Raw genomic sequence first — 23,115 nt, forward strand, 5'->3', positions numbered from 1 at the left:
TGGACCGGTTGGATATGGTTTCGAGATACAGACAAAATTTGATCCCCGTCTCGGATATCAAAGTTGCCTTTGCTTGTCNACATTAACTGTTTTTTCCGTGCTTGTGGACTTTGTGATCACCACAGAGAGGACATTCCATCATCGTTTCAACTATTAAGGGACAATGTTCATATTACCATTCCCACACTTTACTGATGCACTACCAAGCTGTTATAAGTAAAAAATGCACCCGGAAAAGCTTCAAGAATTTCGGGAGAAATTCTAGCAGGTTTACAAGCAAGATAATCACAACTAATTGGATTCAACAGTTATGGAGAAATTCAAAATTGGTTAATCGAAAAATCTCAAGTTCAAGTAGCCGATAAAACCGTTGATCAAATCGTCAGATACAAATTAAAAGCTCAACCTAAAACACCTCATCCTGATAATATTAATCAGATTATTTCCACTCTTTGCGGTTTTTCTGCAAGAAAACTATCCGCAAAGAATTGACGCTCACAAATATAAAGGACGTGATACCATACCTAACCCATTAATAATTAAAGCTTTAATCACCTGGCCAGATGTAATTTTTTCTTGATTATCTACTCCCAATTTTTGGTTAATTATTTCCACAATTCCTATCTCATCAATTAGTCCTGCTACTATTCCTAAGTGGTCAATATTTTCAACTGTTATTTCTTCGATTAAAGACATTTTTTTTATACTAAAAATAATGAGATCATCAGCTTTATGACCTCACTTGCAGTCACTAAACAACATAAGTAATTCTACTTAATTAAATACACAAGTTTCCTGTAACCTATTGTGAGACAAAATGAAGTGCGGAATGTGGGTTAATAAGATTTCATTGAGTAATTTATTAAGTTTACTATTTCTTCTATTGTATTACATTAAGTCGCAAAGTGCTGTATTATCGATTGGGTTAAACTTGTGGGAACAGTTCTACCAGATACCTATGATGCAGAAACTATGCCAGAGGTAGGAGAATTGGAGCAACTAGAAACCTTTGTCGGAAAAAAAATCAAATCTGGGTCTGGACTGCTGTAGACAATTTTCCAGCCGGTATTTTAGCCTGGGTAGTAGGAACCGTCAGGATTAATCATCGCAAAAAAGAAGAAATCTGGTGATCGCAACTCTTTAGATTTTAAGAAAGGTCTAACCATTGACCAGTCCATGGTTCGGAAAGTAGGACTATTAGCGCTAGTATATGCTTCAATTTTTTTACTAGCCAACCATTGATCGATATTATCTGCTCCTCGCTGCATTTCCAACAAAGCATTTTTTTTCAAATTATCCAGAATTAATTCACGGACAACTTGATAGCTATAAAAAGCAGCAATACTAACTACAAAAGTAGTACCTGCAACCAACAAACGTAACAGAAAACTACGAGTCGATTTCTTGTCTTGTAGATGATTTTTCCACCAAATATTTAACCTTTGACAAAGTTTTATTGTTGGTAGTTACTCTGTTCTAGTCATAGCTATTTTATTCTAGTTGATTGAATCAAATCATTAGTTTTTTTTTAAGCACCTTAATTCACTATAATTAATCAGCCTGATTTTTATTATACCAACTTGGTCTGCTCAAAAAGAATAACTTTGTAATGGTAATAGAAATAAATTCTTAATTCATCTATCATTTTTGATGATATATCATTCTCATTTTAAAATTATATTTATTGGTAATTATCCTATAACTACTAATAAAATTTTGATAGATATTAGGATATATAAGTCATCAGTCACTAAGTCATAACTTCAAATTTTTTGAAGTTAATTTAAATTATTATTTAACTGTAGACAATCTATGTTCTAATTGCGATAGCACCTCTTAAGATATATTATCATAAAGAAAATAAATTGCTCTTAAATTCTCAAAAGAGTAGTATAAAATTAATATCTAAAAACCAAAAACTTGATTATGAACAGCTCATTTTTGAATCGTCTCCATAGCCCAGAACGCCCAGTTATAGTCTTTGATGGTGCAATGGGTACTAATCTCCAAGTCCAAAATTTGACGGCTGAAGACTTCGGCGGTGCGGACTATGAAGGTTGTAACGAATATCTTGTCCATACTAAGCCAGAAGCCGTAGCTAAGGTCCACCGAGATTTCCTCGCCGCTGGTGCCGATGTGATAGAAACTGATACATTTGGTGGGACCAGACTTGTCTTGGCAGAATACGATTTAGCGGACAAAGCTTATTATTTGAATAAAACCGCAGCGGAGTTGGCAAAGTCTGTTACTGCGGAATTTTCTACCCCAGAAAAGCCTCGATTTGTTGCCGGGTCCATGGGACCAGGAACAAAATTACCTACCTTGGGACATATTGATTTTGACACCTTAAAAGATGGTTTTGCCGAACAAGCGGAAGGTCTTTGGGATGGGGGAGTAGATTTATTTCTTGTGGAAACTTGTCAGGATGTTTTACAGATAAAAGCTGCCCTAAATGGTATAGAAGAAACCTTTGCGAAAAAAGGTGAACGTCGCCCCATCATGGTGTCAATAACTATGGAAGCTTTTGGCACTATGTTAGTCGGTTCAGAAATTAATGCTGCTGTGACAATTTTAGAACCTTATTCTATTGATATTTTAGGATTAAATTGCGCTACTGGTCCTGATTTAATGAAGGAACATATTCGTTATTTGTCAGAAAATTCCCCTTTTGTTATTTCTTGTATTCCTAATGCTGGTTTACCAGAAAATATCGGCGGACAAGCTCACTACAGATTAACTCCTATAGAGTTGAAAATGGCATTAATGCACTTCGTTGAAGACCTGGGAGTGCAAGTTATCGGCGGTTGTTGTGGTACTCGTCCAGACCATATTAAAGCATTAGCTGAAATTACTGAAACTCTCACACCAAAAGAACGAGAATATAACTATATTCCATCAGCAGCTTCTATCTATTCTTCCGAAACTTACGAACAAGATAACTCCTTTTTAATTGTTGGGGAAAGACTGAATGCTAGTGGTTCTAAAAAATGTCGAACTTTACTCAATAATGAAGATTGGGATGGCTTAGTTGCCCTGGCAAAATCTCAGGTAAAAGAAGGGGCACATATTCTCGATGTTAACGTTGATTATGTGGGACGCGATGGGGTTAAAGATATGCACGAATTAGCATCTCGTTTAGTCACAAATGTTAATTTGCCTCTGATGTTAGACTCCACAGAATGGGAAAAAATGGAGGCGGGTTTAAAAGTTGCTGGCGGTAAATGTTTGCTCAATTCTACTAACTATGAAGATGGAGAACCTCGTTTTTTTAAAGTATTAGAATTGGCGAAAAAATATGGTGCTGGTGTGGTAGTTGGAACCATTGATGAAGATGGAATGGCGCGGACGGCAGATAAAAAATTTGAAATAGCAAAACGAGCTTATGATGCAGCAATAGAATACGGTATTCCTGCCCATGAATTGTTCTTTGATACCCTAGCTTTGCCAGTTTCTACAGGGATTGAAGAGGATAGGGAAAATGGAAAAGCTACTATTGAATCTATTAAAAGGATTCGGGAAGAGTTACCAGGTTGTCATATAATGCTTGGGGTTTCTAACATTTCATTCGGTTTAAATCCCGCAGCAAGACAAGTGTTGAACTCGGTATTTTTGCATGAAGCAATGGCAGTAGGTTTGGATGGTTCTATTGTTAGTGCCAGTAAAATTTTACCCATGTCAAAAATTGAACCAGAACAGCAAGAAGTTTGTCGGAAACTAATATATGACCAACGTGAATTTGATGGGGATATTTGTACTTACGATCCTCTGGCTGAGTTAACAACAATGTTCCAGGGTAAAACAACTAAAAAAGACCGTTCTGCCACACAAAATTTACCAATTGAAGAACGTTTAAAACAACATATTATTGATGGGGAACGTATCGGTTTAGAGGATGCTTTGGCAATAGCTTTAGAAACATATCCGCCCCTAGATATTATCAATGTCTATTTATTAGATGGCATGAAAGTAGTGGGAGAATTATTCGGTTCCGGACAAATGCAATTACCATTTGTATTGCAGTCTGCTCAAACTATGAAAGCAGCAGTTGCTTATCTACAACCTTTCATGGAAGCAGAAGAGTCAGGTGAGGATAATTCTAAGGGAACTTTCCTCATTGCAACTGTCAAAGGAGACGTTCACGATATTGGTAAAAATCTCGTAGATATCATTCTTTCCAACAACGGTTATCGGGTAATTAATTTAGGAATTAAACAACCAGTTGATAATATCATTGCTGCTTACCGCGAACATAATGCTGACTGCATCGCCATGAGTGGTTTATTGGTGAAGTCAACCGCATTTATGAAAGACAACTTGGAAACATTTAACGCAGAAGGTATTACCGTTCCCGTGATTTTAGGTGGTGCTGCTCTGACTCCGAAATTCGTCCATGAAGATTGCCAAAATACCTACAAAGGTAAAGTCGTTTATGGTAAAGATGCGTTTTCCGATTTGCATTTCATGGATAAGTTGATGCCAGCAAAATCAGAAAGTCAGTGGGATGATATTAAAGGTTTCTTGGGTGAGTTTGCCGAAGAAAACGGTAACGGTAACGGTAACGGTAAGGTTCATAGTAATGGTAATGGCAAAGTTGCTACTGAAGAAAAAGAGGAAACTAAACCTGATGTTCCAGTCGTAATAGATACACGACGTTCCGATGATGTAGCAGTAGATATCCCTCGCCCCACTCCTCCATTCTGGGGAACCAAGTTATTACAACCAGAAGATATGCCATTTGAGGAATTATTCTGGTATTTAGATTTGCAAGCGTTGATGGCAGGGCAATGGCAATTCCGTAAACCCCAAGGTCAACCACGGGAAGAATATAATGAGTTTTTAGCAGAAAAGGTTTATCCGATTCTGGAAACTTGGAAATCACGGGTAGTTAATGAGAAGTTGCTGTATCCCCAAGCAATTTATGGTTACTTCCCTTGTCAAGCAGAAGGAAATACACTTTTCATTTACGACTCCGACGAAATGAATAAGACTGGTAAAGCAACAACAGTTGTCAACAGTTTTGAGTTTCCACGGCAAAAATCAGGACGACGGTTGTGTATTGCAGACTTCTTTGCTCCCAAGGATTCGGGAATTATTGATGTGTTCCCGATGCACGCTGTAACAGTAGGAGAAATAGCGACTGAGTTTGCGCAGAAGTTGTTTGCTGCCGATCAGTATACAGATTATTTGTATTTCCACGGTATGGCGGTACAAACTGCCGAAGCGATGGCAGAATGGTTACACGCTCGGATTCGTCGGGAGTTAGGTTTCGGTGCAGGGGATGCAGATAATATTAAGGAGATTCTGAAACAGCGTTATCAAGGGTCGCGTTATAGTTTTGGTTATCCTGCTTGCCCGAATATGCAAGACCAGTTTAAGCAGTTAGACCTGTTGCAAGTAGATAGAATTGATATGTATATGGATGAGAGTGAGCAGCTTTATCCAGAACAGTCTACGACAGCGATTATTACTTATCATCCAGTGGCGAAGTATTTTAGTGCGTAGGTAGAGAAGAAGGAGTCAGGAGTCAGGAGACAGGAGTCAGGAGGGAAGAGGAGGAAGGAGGGAAGAAGGAGTCAGTAGACAGGAGTCAGGAGTCAGGAGGAAAGAGTGGGGTGCTTATCCCCCGCTACAAGAAACCCGGTTTCTTGAAGAAACCGGGTTTCTGAGTTCGCGATCGCCACTCAAAGACAGTATGGATATAGATAATAGTGATGAATAACTGCTAAGGAAATCATGTAGGGGCGGGTTTCATAGGGGATTATTGGGAAAACACATTGATTAGGTAAACCCGCCCCCAAACCTCACTGTATGGGGGGCAGGTTTAGATCAATAACTGAATTGCGTACAAAAGTTTCTGGTGAAACCCGCCCCTACAAATTCGGTGACGTTAATTTTAACCTGACTCCTTCTGACTATACTTCTTAGCCTTTACCCTTTCTATTCTTTATGCTTCCACCTAGCATTAAACCGCTAAGTGTGATAAAACCTAATGTGAGAGAAGGTTCGGGGGTTGATACTTGTTCGTCTCGTCGGTTCGTCTCCCAATTCGCAATATTTTCAAATTCCCTCAACACGCCACCCTGGCCGAAACGAAACCCGAGCTTCGGATCGCTGATATGTCCCCCCTCTAGCCCATATCTAGCCCAAGATAACAAAAAGGAATATTGGGGAGAATAAGAATATACTCGTGGCAGATTAATTGAAGTGATGCGATTTGTAATAGGATCGATATTAAGGATATTAAGATCTGTGGAGACCGAGTAAGTAAAATTAGAGTACCTTGTAAGGAAGTAGCTCCCAAAAGAGTAAGACTCGCCGTATGCGTCCCTTAAAGTCCACTCCCCAGTCAGCTCTCCGTCTTTCCCAGATATAATCCCGTCGTCTCCGAACTCGCCGCTCCAGTCTAATTCAAAAACCACGTCGCCGTCTCCGTTTTTAAACTCAGTGGTAAACGATGCTGCTTGTGCTGAAGGAGCTAGGAGGGAAAAGGTTGCTCCCAGGGAAACCGTCGCACCAGCGATCGCTGCAAGGATTTGCTTGCTTAAGTTACTTAAATTCATGTTGATTATTTCTGTGTATGTATGTGTATGAAAAACTTTGGGCGTGAAAAACATGAAGATTGCACCTTTCATAATATTACCCCCCCCAATTTTATATATCAAGGGGATGATTGCAAACTTTACCAAATCTTTAAAAATTGCAGAAATTACTTACTTTTTAATGTCAAAATTTGTTATTTGATTGATGGAAAAGTGGCAAATTAAGTGCAGCATCCGTAATCAGTTATCAGTTATCAGTTATCAGTTTTGAGTTTTTAGCTGCCAGTTGACTCTGATATAAAAAGGAAATAAGACTGATAATTTATGATTATGACATTCTCAAGTCAGTTACAGATAATTACGATACTCAAGTCATTGCGACTGGAAGGAAGTGGAACGTTTGCGGAGCATTTCCAACGGAAAAACCCAACAATAGTAAGGCACTAAGGCGCGTGTTGGGTTTCACTATCGTTCTACCCAACCTACAGTTACTTTATAAGTTTGGAAAATTTCTTCAGGAGTTTTAGACCTATAAATAAAGTCATAAAGGATAGTTTCAATTATCAATATATGACTCCCTCCAAAAACTTGATTTTTCGTTATGACAATACTAGACACCATAAAAAGCTAAATTTGCCCAACTTTCCTCATCATAAACATGATGGAAGTGAAGATAATGTTATTTCCTCAAATGCTCCTACTTTGGTAGACGTATTACAGGAGATTGAAAGTTTTGCATAAGCATTGCAATTCTGAGATAGAGTAATTTTAATGAATTAATCTACAAGATTAATTGAGGTAATTAAACATGAAATTAATAGCAACAGAACAAGGCTTATTAATACCTCAAGAATTGTTAGGAGAAAGCCAATAATTTGAATTTTTCAAGAAAAAGGGAAAATTATTATCTCCAGCATCAAAAAACACCTTCTATTTGGGATTTCGGTAAAAATCCTGTGGAATGTAATGTAACAGATGGCGCAATTAATCACGACAGTTATCTGTATAATCAACAATGAAAAAAGTCGGTTTTTGTGATTATTTTATATATAGAAAACTTCAAATCAATTGAAGAACTTTTATAGGAGATAAATATGCCAGAACTTAAGATTAAATGCCAGCACCCAGAATTATTAAAAAACACCATTGAAAATATGATATCTGACAGGGTAAAATCCCTGAAATCAGGAATTGTTAAAACAAAAAAAAGAATCTTAGAATTTGAAGAAAAATATCAGTTATCCACTCAAGAATTTCTGCTTCGATATGAAAATGACGAATTTGAAGAAACTTTAGAATTAGATGAATGGATAGGGGAAGCTTTGATGTTGAAACGACTGGAAGAAAAGATAGATACATTGGGAGATATTGAGTTTGTTATTTGAAGATTACTTGCAGGAACTTCACGATTTAATCGTAGCTTGTGAAGTAGTGCAACATTTTCAGATTATACCCTCTCAACGAAGTGATTTTGAAGGTATGATTCGAGGCGAAATCAAGTTTCTAGATAATTCTGTTTTAATGGTGCGAGAATTTGTAGATGTGGAATTAACAATAAACCGCGATATGTATTCGTATCAATATATGACAGCTTCAAATAATCTGATTTTCCGCTATGATAATACGAGGCATCATAAAAAGCTAAACTTACCAAATTTTCCTCACCATAAACATGAGGGTATTCAAGATAATGTGATTTCCTCAAATGCCCCTACTTTGGTAGAGGTATTAGAGGAAATTGACAATCTTTTGAAGTAGTTATAGCTTGTTGCTCGACTTCTATTGTAAGGACGAATGCCATTCGCCCCTACTAAATATTATGTTGGTTCTGCGTAAGTCCTGATTTTTTAAACTAACCCATTTTTGATAATGCTAGTCAACTGATTTTCGACTTCACTCATATAATCGGTTAATCCTGTACTAAGACCTCTGTTTCGTAAAATTTCCAAATCCGTCTCTTCCCAACACTTCCTTTCTCTTTCAAAGTCTCCTCCTGTAAGTTTTTCCAGCACCACTTTAGGATTTCTAATACGATCCGATTCTTCTTTTGAATTGGAGCGCAGTCTATGAGACTCCTGACAAGGATCGAAATTTAATTAATTTTTAATCTCTTCAAGAGTTTTTTCTTCTGATTTGTTCAACCCAATAAAACCATTCAAAACCCATGCTTCTCGCGTTCGATTCGCCATTCCCATAAAAATTTGAAGTGGGCGATCGCTATATTCCGAGCGCACTTGTTCAATACTTTTTTGTCGCTCAGGTTGATTATCTAGATCGCGGATAAATATAACTGCTTTAATTTGTCGCCTTTTTTGCAGATAAGAGACTAAGTTTAAAATTTTTCTTGCTGCTGCACCATCAGTTTTGGTTGCTCCATTTTTACTCCGCAGAAATCTAGGAATGCGAATACCTGATTTCTTCGCTCGTTCGATTATATCGTTAATATCCTTCAAAGACTTAAAACTTAAAAATTTACCATTAGACCAAGCTTTTAATGAAAAGGGAGAACGGATCAGACCTATTATTAGCAGTATTTGTGGGTTAGTATTTATGTGTAATCTGAATCAAGGATTTGCCATTGGAGCAAGGGCATGGATTAAACAAATATTAGGAAGAGATATGACTGTATTTTATGCAAGAAGATGTTTGCGAAATGAAGGTGTTTCATTATATGAAACGGAACAAGATATATTGTTGGCAGATCGAGATTGTCTAGATTATGTTATCGCAAATGCGTGTAATTTATTGAGGCAATCAAGAATAGAAGGAGAGGGTGTATTTTTACTTGGTAGGACAACTAATTTTCATTTGTGGAAAGATTATTTGTAAGCTATCAGCTATTGCTTTGCAGGAGGTAAAAGCGATTGATAAATTGAGGCCAAATTAACTTGATGTTGCTGAAACGCCTTAAACTTTACTATTAATAGCTGAATGGTTACGATTATTTGACTTCAAGAAGTTAGTCAAATTTAAAAATGTATGATAATGTTTATCGTAACTTAGTCCTTCTCCGAGATAGAGGTGGATTTTAGCCTAAATATTTAGCAGTTGGTTGCTAATTCCAATATATTTTCTATAAAATTTTAATTAAATAGGATTACTTATACAGCGTATTTCAGGTTTATGAGGTAAACTGACAACAATTTTACAGCACTTTTTAAGATGGTGAGGTACAGTTCAATATTAATCTCTATCCTCTCTTTCCTCTTCCCTACTCTCTACTCCCTACTTCCAAGATGTACCTCATCCACTAGAAAATTGTTGTATTTTTAATAAATTCTAGAACATGATAATAAATAATTTGGAGGTTGATTTATGATTAAGTATAAATTCAAAAATTTAATTGTTTTTTTATGGATTATTTTGGCAGCATTTCCATCATTAGCAAATTCTAATAATCTAGAAATATTAACCCACAATAAATCAGATATTTCTCAATCTCAAATTATTACTTCACCAGAGCAAGAGAATTCTCCTTATTCTAAGTTAGAAAATTTATTAGCAGATAATAAATGGCAAGAAGCAGACGAAGAAACATACGATTTGATTTTAACTTTAACTCAAAGAAAGAGAGGAGGAGGTATCAATACAAGAGCAATAAAAGAAAAAATTTCTTGTGAAGAAATCAGTAATATAGACCGACTCTGGCGGAAGTATTCTGAAGATAAATTTGGTCTTAGTATTCAAGTATCAATTTACTTAGAAACTGGCAATAATTTGGAAGCATACGACCCACAAAGTTACCAACTATTCGGCGATCAATTAGGTTGGAGAAAATCCAGAAAATGGAAAAAATATGAGCAGTTAAATTTTTCAGAAAATGCTCCTAAAGGTCATTTGCCAATAGCTTTAAGAGAGCTAGATGCTACTGTGAATATCCCAGAATTTATGATTACTAAACGTTTGCGTCGGATATTATATTCTAAGGTTCAAGAATGTAACCTCTAAATTAGAAGAAGGAGTCAGGAGTAAACCCACCCCTAACCCCTCCCAGGAGTGGAAGTCAGGAGTCAGGAGGGAAGAAATAAGAAGAGGAGGAAAAGGAGAAAGTTTTTTGTTTGGTGGCGCACAACTGCCTTAACGTGTAAAGGGAACGGAGTTCTATGGCGCTATTATCCGGATATGATATTACAAAGACATTGTCTTTTCTCCAATACACTTTATCCCTCAACTTTAGCAACTATTTTACCTCGGACATGACGGCCTTTTAAACGATTTAATGCTTCTGGTATTTCCTCTAAACTAATTACTTCTGTCAACATTGAATCAACTTTTTTTTGTCTGACTAATTCCCCCATTTCTCTTGCCATCTTCCCTAAGTCTTTAATTGCTCTTTTATCCCCAGATAAATAAGCACCTCCCAAAGCAACTTCATGGATAGAAGCAGCAATACTAAAAGGTTTAAACTTACTAAAATCTGGCAACCCAGCAATACAAGCAATTCCACCATTAAATGCCAACATTTCAAAACCTTTTGTTGCAGTTTCCGAACTAACCGTATCTAAAATTGCATCAACACCCCGCCCTTTAGTAATTTCTTTCACTCTCGCAACTACATCCTCATTTTTATAGTCAATTAAATACTTTGTTCCCAACTGTTGCACATAATCAAAATTACTCCGAGAACAAGTTGTAATTACCTCCAACCCAGCTAACACTGCCAACTGTACTCCAAAACCACCTACCCCACCAGCACCACCATGAATTAAAATAGTTTGCTCTGACTGAATGTGCAAGCGTCGATGCAAAGCTTGGTAAGCAGTCAAACCCGCACAAGGAATAGCAGCAGCTTCAGTAAAAGAAACACCTTCTGGAAGTGGAGCAACTGCTATGGCGGTAGCGTTAGTATATTCTGCATAACCTCCGGGTTTAGACAAATTTCCATGATAATAAACTCGATCTCCAACTTGCCAGTCAGTCACATCAGCACCGACAGCATCCACAACTCCCGCCACATCTAACCCTAAAATAAATGGATAACTCCACCTTGACGACCCAGAAGCAGCTACTTTGTAGTCAACAGGATTTAATCCTACTGCATGAACTTTTACCCGTATTTCTCCTGCTTTTGGTTGTGGTAAAGGCATTTCGGCCATAAGTAAACTATCGGGAGTTCCTGGTTTATCCAATACTAATGCTTTCATTTTTATCTCCTAAAGTTGAATTGTAATTTTGCCAAAATGGGAACCTGTTTCCATATAACTTAGTGCTTCTGGAGCTGACTCAAATGGAAAGACGCGATCGCATACAGGATGTAATTTATTCACATCTATGGCCTTATTCATTGCCTCAAACATTTGGCGCGAACCGACAAAAATTCCTTGTATCCGGACTCCTTTCATCACCGCAGGTAAAGGATTAAATTCTGCTTGCGATCCTGCTAATACACCTATTAAACTAATTTGCCCTCCCATTTTGACTGCTTTTAAAGACTTACTTAAAGTATTTGCTCCACCGACTTCCACAATATAATCAACTCCCACTCCCTCGGTTAAGGTCAAAACCTGTTTTTCCCACTTTGGCACAGACTTATAATTAATTACATCAGATACACCTAACTGCTTCACCTTCTGCAACTTTTCATCACTACTGGAAGTTGCAATGACTCGCGCTCCTGCCATAACTGCAAACTGTAAAGCAAACAAAGAAACCCCGCCTGTTCCCATAACTAACACTGTTTCCCCTGGTTTTAAACCTGCTTCCATTAAAGCGTGCCAAGCTGTTACTGCAGCGCAAGGTAAAGTTGCTGCTTCTATATCAGATAAGTGAGACGGAATACTTACTAAACCATCTTCAGACAAGACTGCATATTCTGCCAACATTCCGTTAACTTCACCACCCAAAGCTGACTTAAATGCTTCCTTAGTTAAATTACCAGATCGCCATTTCTGCATAAAAATACTCGCAACTCTGTCTCCAGGTTTAAATTTAGTGACACCTTCTCCTATTGACACAACTTCTCCTGCTCCATCGGAACATGGAATAACAGGTAAAGGTAGATGGGGGTTGTAAAGACCTTTAACCATTAAAATATCTCGATAGTTAAGGGAGACAGCTTTAACTTTCACTAAAACTTCTCCAAATTTTGGTTGTGGTTGTGGTCTTTCAGTACAGACTAAATTACCAAATTCCTGAATTTCAAAAGCTTTCATAATTAGTTATCAGTTATCAGTTATCAGCAAAATTTGTAGGGTGCGTTAGACGGCTAAAATTTAGACTATGAAAGCCATTTAACAGTCTGTCGTAACGCACCATTGAATATGTGTCAGTCTACTACTGGACTCCTGAACCGTATTGCATTTATAAATGGTGCGTTACATTTCATTAACGCACCCTACTGGACTCCTTTTTCAAAATTCTCTCTAACCATCTTCCCTACTACCCTACTCTCCTAATAGTTAAGTTGTATAATCTCTGTACCTCTAAATTTTGGTTTAGAATAATCGATGGTTCTTGAGCTACGTCAATAATCAGTAACCTAGTAAACAGGCGTTGATTTTTATATTTTTGAAGAACCAGGAATAGCAATTGATCAATTGACTTTATCCAAGCATTCATTAGGGGGATAGTAATCTTTCAACTCACCTGAGTACAGTTACTGCTTTAACCGCCAACCTTTTCTCGTAAGTTGTCGAGAGCGAGCAATAACCAAACTATCATCCTCCACATTCTTTGTTACTACCGAACCTGCCGCCACCGTCACATCTTCCCCCAAAGTCACAGGAGCAACCAATACACTATTTGCACCAGTCTTAGAGCGATCGCCAATTTCGGTATGATGTTTTTTCACCCCATCATAGTTAGCAATAATTGTACCTGCACCAACATTTACCTTTTCTCCCAAGGTCGCATCCCCTAAATAAGATAAATGAGCTGCATTAGTGCGATCGCCCACCTGAGCTTTTTTCAATTCTACGAAATTACCAATTCGACAGCGAGAACCCACTTGAGAATCTCCTCGTAGATGTGCATAAGGGCCAATACGAGTATGATCTGCCACCGCACTATCAGAAATCACCGAATACAAAATCGATACATTTTTACCGATCTGACTATTTTCAATCAAACTTCCTGGCCCAACACGACTACCAGCACCAATGGTACTTCTACCCCGAATATGAGTTTGTGGTTCAATAATCACATCCCGTTGTAACAAAACTGTATCATCAATAGTGATACTATCGGGGTCTATCAAAGTTACTCCAGCGCTCATCCAATCATCTTTAACCCGCGTTTGCAAAATATCATAAGCTGTAGCCAAGTGTTTACGGTCGTTAATACCAACAATTTCTTGATAGTCATTCACATCAACTGCCATAACAGGGCTGAGAAAATTAACTGTATCTGTTATGTAGTACTCTTGTTGGTCATTATTTGTGGTAAGTCTTGGTAAAATCTCTGCTAAAGCTGGCCATCTAAAACAGTAGACTCCGGCATTTACTCGGTGGTTTTGTTTCTGAGCTGCCGTACAGTCTCGGTCTTCTACTATTTGTGTAACGATATTATTTGTATCACAGAATATTCTACCGTAACCTTTGGGATTAGGCAGATTCGCAGTCAAGATGGTGGCTGAATTTTGATTTTCTTTGTGAGTGTCAATTAAATTCTTCAGAGTTTCTGGCCGTAATAATGGTACATCCCCATTTAAAACCAGAAGGTCTTCAGAAAATCCTTCAAGACTGGGTAATAACTGTTGAACGGCATGACCAGTCCCTAATTGTTCCCTTTGCTCTACAAATTCCGGGGTGGGTAAGTTATCGTCTTGATTTTCAGTATTCAGAAGAGACTCTTGTACAAGGTCTCCACGATAACCAACTATAATAATTATTCTCGATGGTTGAATAGAAACACAACTTTTCAATACCCGTTCAACTAAGGTACAAGAACCTAACTGGTGTAATACCTTAGGTAGGTCAGATTTCATTCTGGTGCCACGTCCAGCCGCTAAAATTGCTACCGCTACCATGATTTTTGAGATTATTTTCTTATTGAATAAGAAACGTTATATTAGCGAATCTATAATATTTATCCTCTCATATATGGCAGTCCTCGAGGTGGTTGTTTAGAAAAAGTGGGAGATAGGGAGTAGGGCAGTAGGAGAGTAGGGGAGATTGAGAAAGATTTGGCAATGGCGCTCAGATTGAACATTTTTTTGATACCGACATTAAGCGGATATGATATAAAAAGCAGATAATATAAGACTTTTAGCTATTGGGTAGTCTCTGCAATTTGTAAATATACCCCTCAAGCACTGCTTTTTTTTCATAAAATCTCACTTTTGACTTTTAGCTATTGGGTAGTCCCTGCAATTTGTAAATATACCCCTCAAGCACTGCTTTTTTTTCATAAAATCTCACTTTTGACTTTTGACTTTTGACTTCTACGGTGCTTTAATGGAACATTTTTTAGCGGATTTGATATAAAAAGCAGATAATATAAGACTTTTAGCTATTGGGTAGTCTCTGCAATTTGTAAATATACCCCTCAAGCACTGCTAAGTGCTTAAGCAAAATTAATTACCTAATTTTATTCTCTGTAATTTTTACAGCATCAGCTTTTTAGCTTTAGAGTATGTTTCATTAATATAGCATGACTACTTATACTAGACAGTGCAAAGTTCTGGGAATAACTATTGCTAGTCAAGGGTTTCACGGACTCAAGGTTAAAAATTCTCCATTCACAACAGTAGGTGCTGTAAACCTTTCCCAGTAACACTTTCAATCTTGATAGCCAACTGTTTTTTAGCAGAACTTTGTACTCTCCAGTACTTATAGTTTCATAGTTTCATATATCCTCACTTTTGACTTTTGACTTTTGACTTTTGACTTTTAAATTTGAACTCCTGACTCCTGACTCCTGACTCCTGACTCCTTCTTCAACAACCAACGTTTTTTCCAATGAGATGTAGGTTCTAGGGAAGATTTTTGTTGTTCTAACTGGCGACGATGCATAATAATTTCTGCCGAGTCTGATAAGTGGGGGTCTCGGTAGGGAATACTAGCGCGAGTTAGTAAATGTTCTTTTTCTTTTTCGGACAGTGGGGGTAAATATTCTTCAGTAAAACTGGCCACTGTTCCTGGCGATCGCCTACCTACTGGTGCAGTAGAACCAATTTTCAAATGAGCTTCTAGTAATGCTTTTCTGACTGCTGCAGAGCAGGAATATGTTGCTAGATAACCATCAGGTTTGAGACACTTACCTACTAAGCGCAAAAATTCTACTGTCCAAAGTTGAGGACAACTAGGTGGAGAAAAGGGGTCGAGAAATATAGCATCAGCTTGGAAACCGGAGTTATTTAGTTCTTGAATAGTTATTCTAGCGTCCCCGATGGGCAGTTTGGCTTGAATTTTTTCTGTTTGTAATTGATGGGTATTAGCTAGAGTAGCTAATAATTCTGGCACAGGGTCAGGCCAATTATCTAGAAGACCTGTAGCGATCGCTGCTTTTGGCACTTCTGGGTCTAATTCTAGGCCCACCAATTGAATTTTACAATCAGGATTAATTTTCCAGATGGCCGCTAAAGCAGAAGCTGTGTTGTATCCTAGTCCATAACAAACGTCAAGTAGGCACACCACGGGTTGATGTACTCTAGATAATAGTTGAACTGGGTAAACAAACTTAAATTCTGCTTCCTGTTGAGCACCAAAATAAGAGTGAAAAGTTTCACCAAATTCGGGTGAAAAAAAAGTAAAGGAGCCATCTGCTGTTAGTTGTGGCATGAATTTGTGATTTGTCAATTTTTCCTCTGAAATAGTTATCTAAATGAATAAACAGAAAAAATTATACTTACCTCCTTGGTTTCCTTGTCCTAGTTCTTGGTTAAAGGCTTTAATTATGGTTTATTTTTTAACTATTTTAGTTGCCGTAATTAAGGATTTAAAACTGGGAGTATATTTTTGGCAACAACTAGGGGGAAGTTTAGAGTTATTCATTTGTTTGAGTATTATTTTTCTGTTTTTTTTGATTCCTGCTTTTGCTTTTTTGCATCATTATTTTATTTTGATTTTTCATGCTTTTCGGAAAATTTTAGATCGAAGTTATCGGTATATTTTTTTCTTATTTCCGCCAATTATAAGTTGGTGGAAAGCTTTATATAGCTGGTTAATAATTATTATTAGTACTCTGGCAGCAACTTTAATATATACATTAATTTTGCCTTGGTTTAACCTAAATTATCAAATTGCAGTTTTAGAAAAAAGTCAATTTTTACATCCTGAAACTTTTATAGATAAGTTACTTTTATTTGTCTTTATTAGTGTCTGGTTAATTGTAGCAGCTAAATTATATCAATTTGAATTTTCATCTAAAATATTTTTTGTCTTGAACAAAATATATAGTCCTAGTCCGACTCTAAAAAATAAAAACTTTTCCAAACAACCTCAGATTAATTTGCATAAAACAGAACATGAACTGGCAAAATCTAGCATTTATTATGGAGTAACAACAAATAAACCTAAATCAGTATTAGCGAAAAATAAAGCAAACAAAGCCAAGCAAATTCATCAAATAAAAAAAAATAATTACTTACAAAATATTCAGAAAAAAATCAAAGATAATATTTTTGTATTACTGATTATTCCTTTACTGGCATTAGGTGTATATGGATTTTCTCAATGGCAATTAATGTCCGAAAAACCTGTAGTTATAGTTCCGGAAAAACCCTCACCAATAACAAAAAAAGTTGAGTCCGAAAACCTAGAAGTTGAAGAAGTAAAAACTAAACCTACACCTGTATATTCCCCAATAAAAAAATCTTCACCTATCCCAAAAACAACTATTGTATTACCGCCACCAGACCCATTTAAACTTGCAGTTAATCGAGCTATAAATGCAGCAGAAATGGCTCAATATGCCCAGACTAAAATAGAATGGGAAGCAGTAGCAAGTCAGTGGCAAGACGCAACAGAATTTATGAAAATAGTGCCAGCATCTCATCCTAAATATAAACAAGCTAGAAAAAAAGTCAAAGAATATCAAGGCTATGCTGACTATGCAATTAGAGTAGCGAAAATTAAAAAGTAAAGTAAGCATTCCACAGGAAATACTTACGAAGTAAATAAAAACAAATATAGCAATCAGGAATCAGATGTGAGAATTGAGATGTTTCTTAAAAGTATACGGTATAGCAGTTATCTTATTCATAAGATATTCATTTTTTTATTCTTCTCTTTTCCCTGTTCCCCGTTCCCTGTTCCCTAAAAATCTTCAATATCTCACAACTAAAATCATATTGCTATATTTGCAATTCATTATTCAGAGGTAATTAATTATGGTTCAATATAGATTTATCGAACTTGCTAAACAAGGAAATTCTAAATCCATTGCTACCCTATTAAATGGAACGTTACATCCTCAAGGTATTAATGCAAAAGTTAGTGCAGTAAATGGATGGTTACACATACTCCTAGAATCTGAAGAATTGCCAGAGAGAAGTTATATTGTAGATATAGTTAGACATCAATTAATAGAATTAGCTCCTGAATCAATTAAAAGAGTTAAATTACTAATTAAAAGATACAGGGATGATTATGCAATTTGGGGTCAGGAGTTTGATTTAACATTAAATTCCTCATCTAGTTTAACTTGGCCTAATTTTGATGATAATCAACAATATAGATTTGATTCAAAGCCAAAAATTAATACTATCAAAAATAGAAGTTGGAATCATCTCAAAATTAGTAAGATAACTCTAGGGATAGTTGTGGTAATCTTATTCATGGCAGTAGTTGTTTTTATCAGTAAAATGTTAGTGAAGCGATCGCCACAAACAATCAATAGTTTTACCACCTATCCTCAACTATTATTATCAGAAGAATACTTAATTTAACTTAGTAAATATGACTAATAAAAATATTCTTATTTCTCCTCAGTGGTTAGTAGACCATCTCAATGACCCAGACCTAATCATCATCGACTGTCGTTTTTCTTTAGCTGACCCAGAATTAGGCCAAAAACAATATCAAGCAGGTCATATCCCTGGTGCATTCTATCTAGACCTTAATCAGGACCTTTCCAGCGCAGTACAAAAACATGGCGGGCGTCACCCATTACCCGTTCCTGATAAACTTAGTCAAAAATTAGCAAGTATAGGTGTTAAATACCGAGAGACTCTAATTGTAGCTTATGATGATTCTCGCTTTGCCTTTGCTTCCCGTCTATGGTGGTTATTGACATACATGGGCCATGAAAAAGTTGCTCTTTTAGATGGCGGTTTTTCTGAGTGGCAAAAAAAATATCCAATTACTAATGAAATTTCTACCCCAAAAGCAGGTTTCTTTGAACCCCAAATTCAATCAAAAATGGTAGTAGATATAGAAACAGTTAAAGCCAAAAAAGATTTACCAGAAGTAGTATTAGTTGATTCGCGAGATAGCGATCGCTACTTAGGAAAACATGAACCTATTGACCCTATTGCTGGTCATATTCCAGGGGCGGTTAATTATCCTTGGAAACAAGTTACTGATGAAAATAGTCAGGCGAAAGTTTCGGAACAAGTTTCTCGCTGGGAAGAAGTAAAAAGTGCTGAGGAAGTTATGGTTTATTGTGGTTCTGGTGTGACTGCTTGTGTGAATTTATGGTCGTTAAAAATGGCGGGTATTAATACAGGAAAACTTTATGCAGGTAGTTGGAGTGATTGGTGTTCTTATTTAGTAGATAATAAGTAACTTCAGTTAACATTTATCAGTTATCAGTATTTCATGGCATAGGGAGACTTGAAACACTGAATTTTGTTGATTTTTACCCATTTCAAGGGGAGGCTTGATACCTGATTTTCTGGTCAAGTAAGAATAAGCAAGAATGATTCTATAAAGGATAAAATTAGCATAAATAATCTGATTTTGGCTGAAATAGTTATGGAAGTAATTTTTTATTCTAGGTTTCCTGTAACTCCTTATCTCAAATTATGGTTATGGAAAATATCAGGTATTAAGACAATAAAATTTGATGGAGGTAGTGGTAATTATTGGTGTTCTTATTTGCTAGAGAGTCAATCAACTAAAAGGAGTAATTCAGATGGAATTATATGATGTTCTCTTGAATACTGATGAAAATAGTCACGGAAATTTTGGGGAACAGATTTATTCTTGGCAAGTTAAGGAAGTAATTTTTTATTCTGGGTTTCCTGTAACTCCTTATCTCAAATTATGGTTATGGAAAATCCCAGGTATTAAGACAATAAAATTTGATGGAGGTAGTGGTAATTATTGGTGTTCTTATTTGCTAGAGAGTCAATCAACTGAAAGGAGTAATTCAGATGGAATTATATGATGTTCTCTTGAATACTGATGAAAATAGTCACGGAAATTTTGGGGAACAGATTTATTCTTGGTAAGTTAAGGAAGTAATTTTTTATTCTGGGTTTCCTGTAACTCCTTCAACTAAAAAGCAATACGGTTTCCTACGGAATGCTGCGCAAATAGATAAGACCAAAACTCCTATACTATGGAACCATTAGATAAGCTTTTCAGATCACAGAACTTCCAAAAAAATCCTTAACTGAACCCTATTGAACTAAAAAGAAGGAATTCAGAAAAAATCAGAAACTGTTTGGTTGAATACTTATAAATATTACGGAGTAAGTAACAGCCAAAAAAAGGAAAAGAGATAGAATTAGGGAGACTTGCTTAAGATATAGAGTCAAGTTTTTTTACTGCTAACTAAACGGACTATAGCTAAAAAAATAAAATTTTAGTAAAGCTTTGAGGTTATACAATTTACAGAACTTCCAAAAAAATCCTTAACTGAACCCTATTGAACTAAAAAGAAGGAATTCAGAAAAAATCAGAAACTGTTTGGTTGAATACTTATAAATATTGCGGGGTAAGTAACAGCCAAAAAAAGGAAAATAGATAGAATTAGGGAGACTTGCTTAAGATATAGAGTCAAGTTTTTTTACTGCTAATTAAACGGACTATAGCTACTAAAAAAATAAAATTTTAGTAAAGCTTTGAGGTTATATAGCAATGTGCGCTGGCATATTTACAAATTACAAGAACTGTCCAATAGCTAAAAGTCTTGTATTACCGGTCTTTTATTCCCCCTGTTGCCTGTTGCCAGATGAGCTGTTGCCTGCGCACAGCGCTATACAATACCCTACCTGAAGAATTGCTATAGTAATATTGTCTTCTATAAATAAAGAAGTTTACTTGCCCTCAGAATAATATTTTTTTAAATAAGTTATTGCCAAAAACACCAATACAAAAAATAGAGCAAAACTTGACATCTTAAATAACCTTATTCAATAATTAACAACCATAGTATGAATATTAAAACAAAAAAAAATCAGATTTTTCTTATCTCTATCTGTCTCACTACTTGCATTTATATTACACTTACTTTAAATCCTTCTTGGTCAGCTAGTGAGAGAAACCAAAATCAATTAAACAGTGTAGTTCCTCTATGGAATAACTTAGGAAATATCCATCATCAAATAACAACAAATTCTCCTGAAGCTCAACGTTACTTCGACCAAGGTTTAACCTTGATTTTTGGCTTCAACCATGATGAAGCTAAACGTTCTTTTCAACAAGCAACTAAACTAGATTCTAATTGTGCAATGTGTTATTGGGGTATTGCTTTATCAGAAGGTCCTAATATTAATGCACCGATGAATCAAAAATCTATTCCTACTGCTTATCAAGCTGTTCAAAAAGCTCAAAAACTTTCAAGCAAAACTACTTCTATAGAACAATCTTATATTAATGCTTTATCTCAAAGATATTCTGCTCAAAATTTAGAAAATCGTCAACCTTTAGATATGGCTTATGCTAATACCATGAGAGAACTTTCCAAACAATATCCTAATGATTTAGATGCAGCAACTCTATTTGCTGAATCTTTAATGGATTTAATGCCTTGGAATTACTGGAAAGAAAATGGTGAACCTCAACCTTTAACGAATGAAGTTGTTAAAAAATTAGAGTTTGTATTAGAAAAAAATCCAAATCATCCAGGAGCAATACATTATTATATTCATGCCCTAGAAGCTTCCCCATATCCAGAAAAAGCAGAAAAATCAGCAGATAATCTCCGGAATTTAGTTCCTGCTTCTGGTCATTTAGTACATATGCCGTCTCATCTATATCTCAGAATTGGTCGTTATCACGATGCAGCTAGTAGTAACGAAAATGCGATTAAAGCCGATGAAAAATTTCTAGCAACTTCTCAACAAAAAGGATTATATTCAGCACTTTATTATCCTCACAATATTCATTTTTTCTGGTCAGCAGCTAGTATGGAAGGACGTAGTACAGATGCAATTAATGCCGCTAGAAAATTAGTAGATAAAGTTTCTCTTCAGGAAGTTGAGCAGTTTCCTTTGACTGAAATGTTTCTCCCCACTCCCTATTTTTCTTTGGTGCAATTTGGTAAGTGGGATGAAATTCTTACCGAATCTCAACCATCAAATAAGTTACCCTATACAATGGCAATGTGGCATTATGCAAGAGGTATGGCATGGGTTGGTAAGGGAAATTTAGAAAATGCTCAATTTGAGTATCAAAAAATCAACAAATTATTGCAAAATTCAGAGTTTAGTGCTTTGGAAACTGCAAATGTTCCTGCTACAAATTTAATTTCAATTGCTAATCATTTATTAATGGCAAAAATGGCATACCTAAAAGATAAAAATGAAGAGATGATTTCCGAATACCAAACTGCCGTAAAACTTCAGGATAATTTACCCTATATGGAACCTCCTTATTGGTATTATCCTGTACGTCAATCTTTAGGTGCAGCTTTGTTAAAATTAAATCGGGAAAAAGAAGCAGAAGTAGTTTACCGTCAAGATTTAAAACAGCATCCAAATAATGGTTGGTCTTTATATGGATTAGCAAAAAGTTTATTGGCACAAGGTAAACAAAAAGAAGCTGCTGAAGTCAAACAAGAGTTTGAAAAAGCTTGGTTAGCAGCAGATATTAAACTAACTACTTCTGAGTTTTAAAATTGGTGATCTAAAGTGCTTAATAATATTCAGTTAAAATTTTTTGATGAGATGCGAGCTTGAATAATTATCAGCTAGTAAGTCATCATATCTAATCTAGAAGAACCTAATTAAATTGGTTTGAATTTCTGAAGTGGTGGCATTTTCCTAGAACTTAAAATTCCGGATTAGGAAGTTGACAAAATCTAGAGTTATCTAGAGATAGTTGTAGATTATTAACCCTGATTGAATAGGAAAAAATTAATATTTATGAAACGATAAAAAGTACACTTAGTAAATATCTTGTAGTATACGAGCCATTACGCAAAACATTAAATCGGTACAGAAACCTGAAAATATAATACAACAACAACAGGGGACTTAGAAAAATACAAAAGCACATAAGGAAACATAAATAGCATAAAAATTCTGTTTTCTTTGTGCAAGTTAGCTCAAATGATGAAGGGTAGGAGTCAGGAGTCAGGAGTCAGGATAAATGGGAATTATAGAGGAGGTAGGAGGAAGAGTTACCCCTTGATTTTTCTGCCCAACTATTGCCATAAATACTAATTTTTTGAGCTTTTTAGACCTACAAACTTACATTTTTTTCGACCCAAAAAGGCTAAAATCTTTATTTGTCAATGCTTTTAAATT

Annotated in this window: 21 protein-coding genes and 2 pseudogenes; 14 read left to right on the plus strand and 9 right to left on the minus strand. The window is 36.0% G+C overall.

The features are described from left to right. Nucleotides 1-498 precede the first annotated feature (498 nt). Nucleotides 499-696: pseudogene (locus tag F6K27_RS04465) on the minus strand (DUF4277 domain-containing protein); the annotation flags it as partial. A gap of 216 nt (nt 697-912) precedes the next feature. On the opposite strand from F6K27_RS04465, the pseudogene F6K27_RS04470 reads away from it, so the two are divergent. Then, nucleotides 913-1,088, plus strand: a pseudogene (locus tag F6K27_RS04470) (IS1 family transposase); the annotation flags it as partial. Here F6K27_RS04470 and F6K27_RS04475 read toward each other — a convergent pair. After that, nucleotides 1,071-1,373 (minus strand): hypothetical protein, encoded by a 303-nt coding sequence (locus F6K27_RS04475; RefSeq protein WP_287273642.1) that lies wholly within the window; start codon nt 1,371-1,373, stop codon nt 1,071-1,073. The pseudogene F6K27_RS04470 and the gene F6K27_RS04475 sit on opposite strands and share 18 nt — an antisense overlap. A 553-nt stretch (nt 1,374-1,926) precedes the next feature. Between F6K27_RS04475 and metH the strand changes: the two genes are divergently transcribed. Further along, nucleotides 1,927-5,502, plus strand: coding sequence for a methionine synthase (gene metH, locus F6K27_RS04480; protein WP_287273641.1), 3,576 nt, complete (start codon nt 1,927-1,929; stop codon nt 5,500-5,502). A 419-nt stretch (nt 5,503-5,921) separates the two neighbouring features. On the opposite strand, the gene F6K27_RS04485 is transcribed toward metH, so the two are convergent. Next, nucleotides 5,922-6,632, minus strand: coding sequence for a hypothetical protein (locus F6K27_RS04485; RefSeq protein WP_287273639.1), 711 nt, complete (start codon nt 6,630-6,632; stop codon nt 5,922-5,924). A 408-nt stretch (nt 6,633-7,040) separates the two neighbouring features. On the opposite strand from F6K27_RS04485, the gene F6K27_RS04490 reads away from it, so the two are divergent. The 4 genes from F6K27_RS04490 (at nt 7,041) to F6K27_RS04505 (ending at nt 8,297) form a co-directional block, all read left to right on the plus strand. Next, entirely contained in the window at nt 7,041-7,280 is a 240-nt protein-coding gene (locus F6K27_RS04490; protein WP_287273637.1) for a DUF6516 family protein, read from the plus strand. 134 nt (nt 7,281-7,414) lie between these two features. Further along, nucleotides 7,415-7,558, plus strand: coding sequence for a hypothetical protein (locus F6K27_RS04495; protein WP_287300844.1), 144 nt, complete (start codon nt 7,415-7,417; stop codon nt 7,556-7,558). A 75-nt stretch (nt 7,559-7,633) separates the two neighbouring features. Next, entirely contained in the window at nt 7,634-7,924 is a 291-nt protein-coding gene (locus F6K27_RS04500; protein WP_287273636.1) for a hypothetical protein, read from the plus strand. Next, nucleotides 7,914-8,297 carry a DUF6516 family protein gene (locus tag F6K27_RS04505; protein ID WP_287273635.1) on the plus strand — a complete coding sequence of 128 codons (384 nt, stop codon included), beginning with the start codon at nt 7,914-7,916 and terminating at the stop codon, nt 8,295-8,297. The genes F6K27_RS04500 and F6K27_RS04505 overlap by 11 nt, the downstream gene beginning before the upstream one ends. 89 nt (nt 8,298-8,386) lie before the next feature. On the opposite strand, the gene F6K27_RS04510 is transcribed toward F6K27_RS04505, so the two are convergent. After that, nucleotides 8,387-8,551, minus strand: coding sequence for a hypothetical protein (locus F6K27_RS04510; protein ID WP_287273633.1), 165 nt, complete (start codon nt 8,549-8,551; stop codon nt 8,387-8,389). An 84-nt stretch (nt 8,552-8,635) separates the two neighbouring features. After that, nucleotides 8,636-8,992, minus strand: a complete 357-nt coding sequence (locus F6K27_RS04515; protein ID WP_287273631.1) for a hypothetical protein — start codon at nt 8,990-8,992, stop codon at nt 8,636-8,638. 97 nt (nt 8,993-9,089) lie between these two features. Here F6K27_RS04515 and F6K27_RS04520 point away from each other — a divergent pair, with 97 nt between their 5' ends. Both F6K27_RS04520 and F6K27_RS04525 read left to right on the plus strand, forming a co-directional pair. After that, nucleotides 9,090-9,368: a hypothetical protein gene (locus F6K27_RS04520; RefSeq protein WP_287273629.1), complete on the plus strand. Its 279-nt coding sequence runs from the start codon at nt 9,090-9,092 to the stop codon at nt 9,366-9,368. 486 nt (nt 9,369-9,854) lie between these two features. After that, complete coding sequence (locus F6K27_RS04525) at nt 9,855-10,487, plus strand: GUN4 domain-containing protein (RefSeq protein ID WP_287273627.1); 633 nt, start codon at nt 9,855-9,857, stop codon at nt 10,485-10,487. 212 nt (nt 10,488-10,699) lie between these two features. On the opposite strand, the gene F6K27_RS04530 is transcribed toward F6K27_RS04525, so the two are convergent. From F6K27_RS04530 to F6K27_RS04545, 4 genes are all read right to left on the minus strand, one after another. Then, the gene (locus F6K27_RS04530; RefSeq protein WP_287273625.1) at nt 10,700-11,683 is read right to left on the minus strand and encodes a zinc-binding dehydrogenase; all 984 of its coding nucleotides are present in this window, start codon (nt 11,681-11,683) and stop codon (nt 10,700-10,702) included. Between the two features lie 9 nt (nt 11,684-11,692). Then, nucleotides 11,693-12,691, minus strand: coding sequence for an NAD(P)-dependent alcohol dehydrogenase (locus F6K27_RS04535; RefSeq protein ID WP_287273624.1), 999 nt, complete (start codon nt 12,689-12,691; stop codon nt 11,693-11,695). A gap of 443 nt (nt 12,692-13,134) precedes the next feature. Continuing rightward, complete coding sequence (gene glmU, locus F6K27_RS04540) at nt 13,135-14,505, minus strand: bifunctional UDP-N-acetylglucosamine diphosphorylase/glucosamine-1-phosphate N-acetyltransferase GlmU (protein ID WP_287273622.1); 1,371 nt, start codon at nt 14,503-14,505, stop codon at nt 13,135-13,137. An 862-nt stretch (nt 14,506-15,367) separates the two neighbouring features. Further along, nucleotides 15,368-16,258, minus strand: a complete 891-nt coding sequence (locus F6K27_RS04545) for a tRNA (5-methylaminomethyl-2-thiouridine)(34)-methyltransferase MnmD (protein WP_287273664.1) — start codon at nt 16,256-16,258, stop codon at nt 15,368-15,370. A 43-nt stretch (nt 16,259-16,301) separates the two neighbouring features. Here F6K27_RS04545 and F6K27_RS04550 point away from each other — a divergent pair, with 43 nt between their 5' ends. From F6K27_RS04550 to F6K27_RS04575, 6 genes are all read left to right on the plus strand, one after another. After that, nucleotides 16,302-17,561, plus strand: a complete 1,260-nt coding sequence (locus tag F6K27_RS04550; protein WP_287273620.1) for a hypothetical protein — start codon at nt 16,302-16,304, stop codon at nt 17,559-17,561. 247 nt (nt 17,562-17,808) lie between these two features. Beyond that, nucleotides 17,809-18,366, plus strand: coding sequence for a hypothetical protein (locus F6K27_RS04555; protein WP_287273618.1), 558 nt, complete (start codon nt 17,809-17,811; stop codon nt 18,364-18,366). Nucleotides 18,367-18,376: 10 nt separating this feature from the next. Beyond that, nucleotides 18,377-19,204 (plus strand): sulfurtransferase, encoded by an 828-nt coding sequence (locus tag F6K27_RS04560; protein ID WP_287273616.1) that lies wholly within the window; start codon nt 18,377-18,379, stop codon nt 19,202-19,204. Between the two features lie 189 nt (nt 19,205-19,393). Continuing rightward, nucleotides 19,394-19,567: a hypothetical protein gene (locus F6K27_RS04565; RefSeq protein WP_287273614.1), complete on the plus strand. Its 174-nt coding sequence runs from the start codon at nt 19,394-19,396 to the stop codon at nt 19,565-19,567. Continuing rightward, the gene (locus tag F6K27_RS04570; protein ID WP_287273612.1) at nt 19,554-19,808 is read left to right on the plus strand and encodes a hypothetical protein; all 255 of its coding nucleotides are present in this window, start codon (nt 19,554-19,556) and stop codon (nt 19,806-19,808) included. The genes F6K27_RS04565 and F6K27_RS04570 overlap by 14 nt, the downstream gene beginning before the upstream one ends. A 991-nt stretch (nt 19,809-20,799) precedes the next feature. Next, the gene (locus tag F6K27_RS04575; RefSeq protein WP_287273610.1) at nt 20,800-22,482 is read left to right on the plus strand and encodes a hypothetical protein; all 1,683 of its coding nucleotides are present in this window, start codon (nt 20,800-20,802) and stop codon (nt 22,480-22,482) included. The last annotated feature ends 633 nt before the right edge of the window (nt 22,483-23,115 follow it).

It is taken from the genome of Okeania sp. SIO2F5, from assembly GCF_010692685.1.
GTDB classification, from domain to species: domain Bacteria; phylum Cyanobacteriota; class Cyanobacteriia; order Cyanobacteriales; family Microcoleaceae; genus Okeania; species Okeania hirsuta.

What these genes read in the sequence shown, in the direction of transcription:
- F6K27_RS04500 (WP_287273636.1), top strand. Translation starts at nt 7,634, where the DNA reads ATGCCAGAACTTAAGATTAAATGCCAGCACCCAGAATTATTAAAAAAC.
- metH (WP_287273641.1), top strand. Translation starts at nt 1,927, where the DNA reads ATGAACAGCTCATTTTTGAATCGTCTCCATAGCCCAGAACGCCCAGTT.
- F6K27_RS04520 (WP_287273629.1), top strand. Translation starts at nt 9,090, where the DNA reads ATGTGTAATCTGAATCAAGGATTTGCCATTGGAGCAAGGGCATGGATT.
- F6K27_RS04485 (WP_287273639.1), bottom strand. Translation starts at nt 6,632, where the DNA reads ATGAAAGGTGCAATCTTCATGTTTTTCACGCCCAAAGTTTTTCATACA.
- F6K27_RS04565 (WP_287273614.1), top strand. Translation starts at nt 19,394, where the DNA reads ATGGAAGTAATTTTTTATTCTAGGTTTCCTGTAACTCCTTATCTCAAA.
- F6K27_RS04550 (WP_287273620.1), top strand. Translation starts at nt 16,302, where the DNA reads ATGAATAAACAGAAAAAATTATACTTACCTCCTTGGTTTCCTTGTCCT.
- F6K27_RS04575 (WP_287273610.1), top strand. Translation starts at nt 20,800, where the DNA reads ATGAATATTAAAACAAAAAAAAATCAGATTTTTCTTATCTCTATCTGT.
- F6K27_RS04530 (WP_287273625.1), bottom strand. Translation starts at nt 11,683, where the DNA reads ATGAAAGCATTAGTATTGGATAAACCAGGAACTCCCGATAGTTTACTT.
- F6K27_RS04555 (WP_287273618.1), top strand. Translation starts at nt 17,809, where the DNA reads ATGGTTCAATATAGATTTATCGAACTTGCTAAACAAGGAAATTCTAAA.
- F6K27_RS04525 (WP_287273627.1), top strand. Translation starts at nt 9,855, where the DNA reads ATGATTAAGTATAAATTCAAAAATTTAATTGTTTTTTTATGGATTATT.
- F6K27_RS04545 (WP_287273664.1), bottom strand. Translation starts at nt 16,258, where the DNA reads ATGCCACAACTAACAGCAGATGGCTCCTTTACTTTTTTTTCACCCGAA.
- F6K27_RS04560 (WP_287273616.1), top strand. Translation starts at nt 18,377, where the DNA reads ATGACTAATAAAAATATTCTTATTTCTCCTCAGTGGTTAGTAGACCAT.
- F6K27_RS04535 (WP_287273624.1), bottom strand. Translation starts at nt 12,691, where the DNA reads ATGAAAGCTTTTGAAATTCAGGAATTTGGTAATTTAGTCTGTACTGAA.
- glmU (WP_287273622.1), bottom strand. Translation starts at nt 14,505, where the DNA reads ATGGTAGCGGTAGCAATTTTAGCGGCTGGACGTGGCACCAGAATGAAA.
- F6K27_RS04570 (WP_287273612.1), top strand. Translation starts at nt 19,554, where the DNA reads ATGGAATTATATGATGTTCTCTTGAATACTGATGAAAATAGTCACGGA.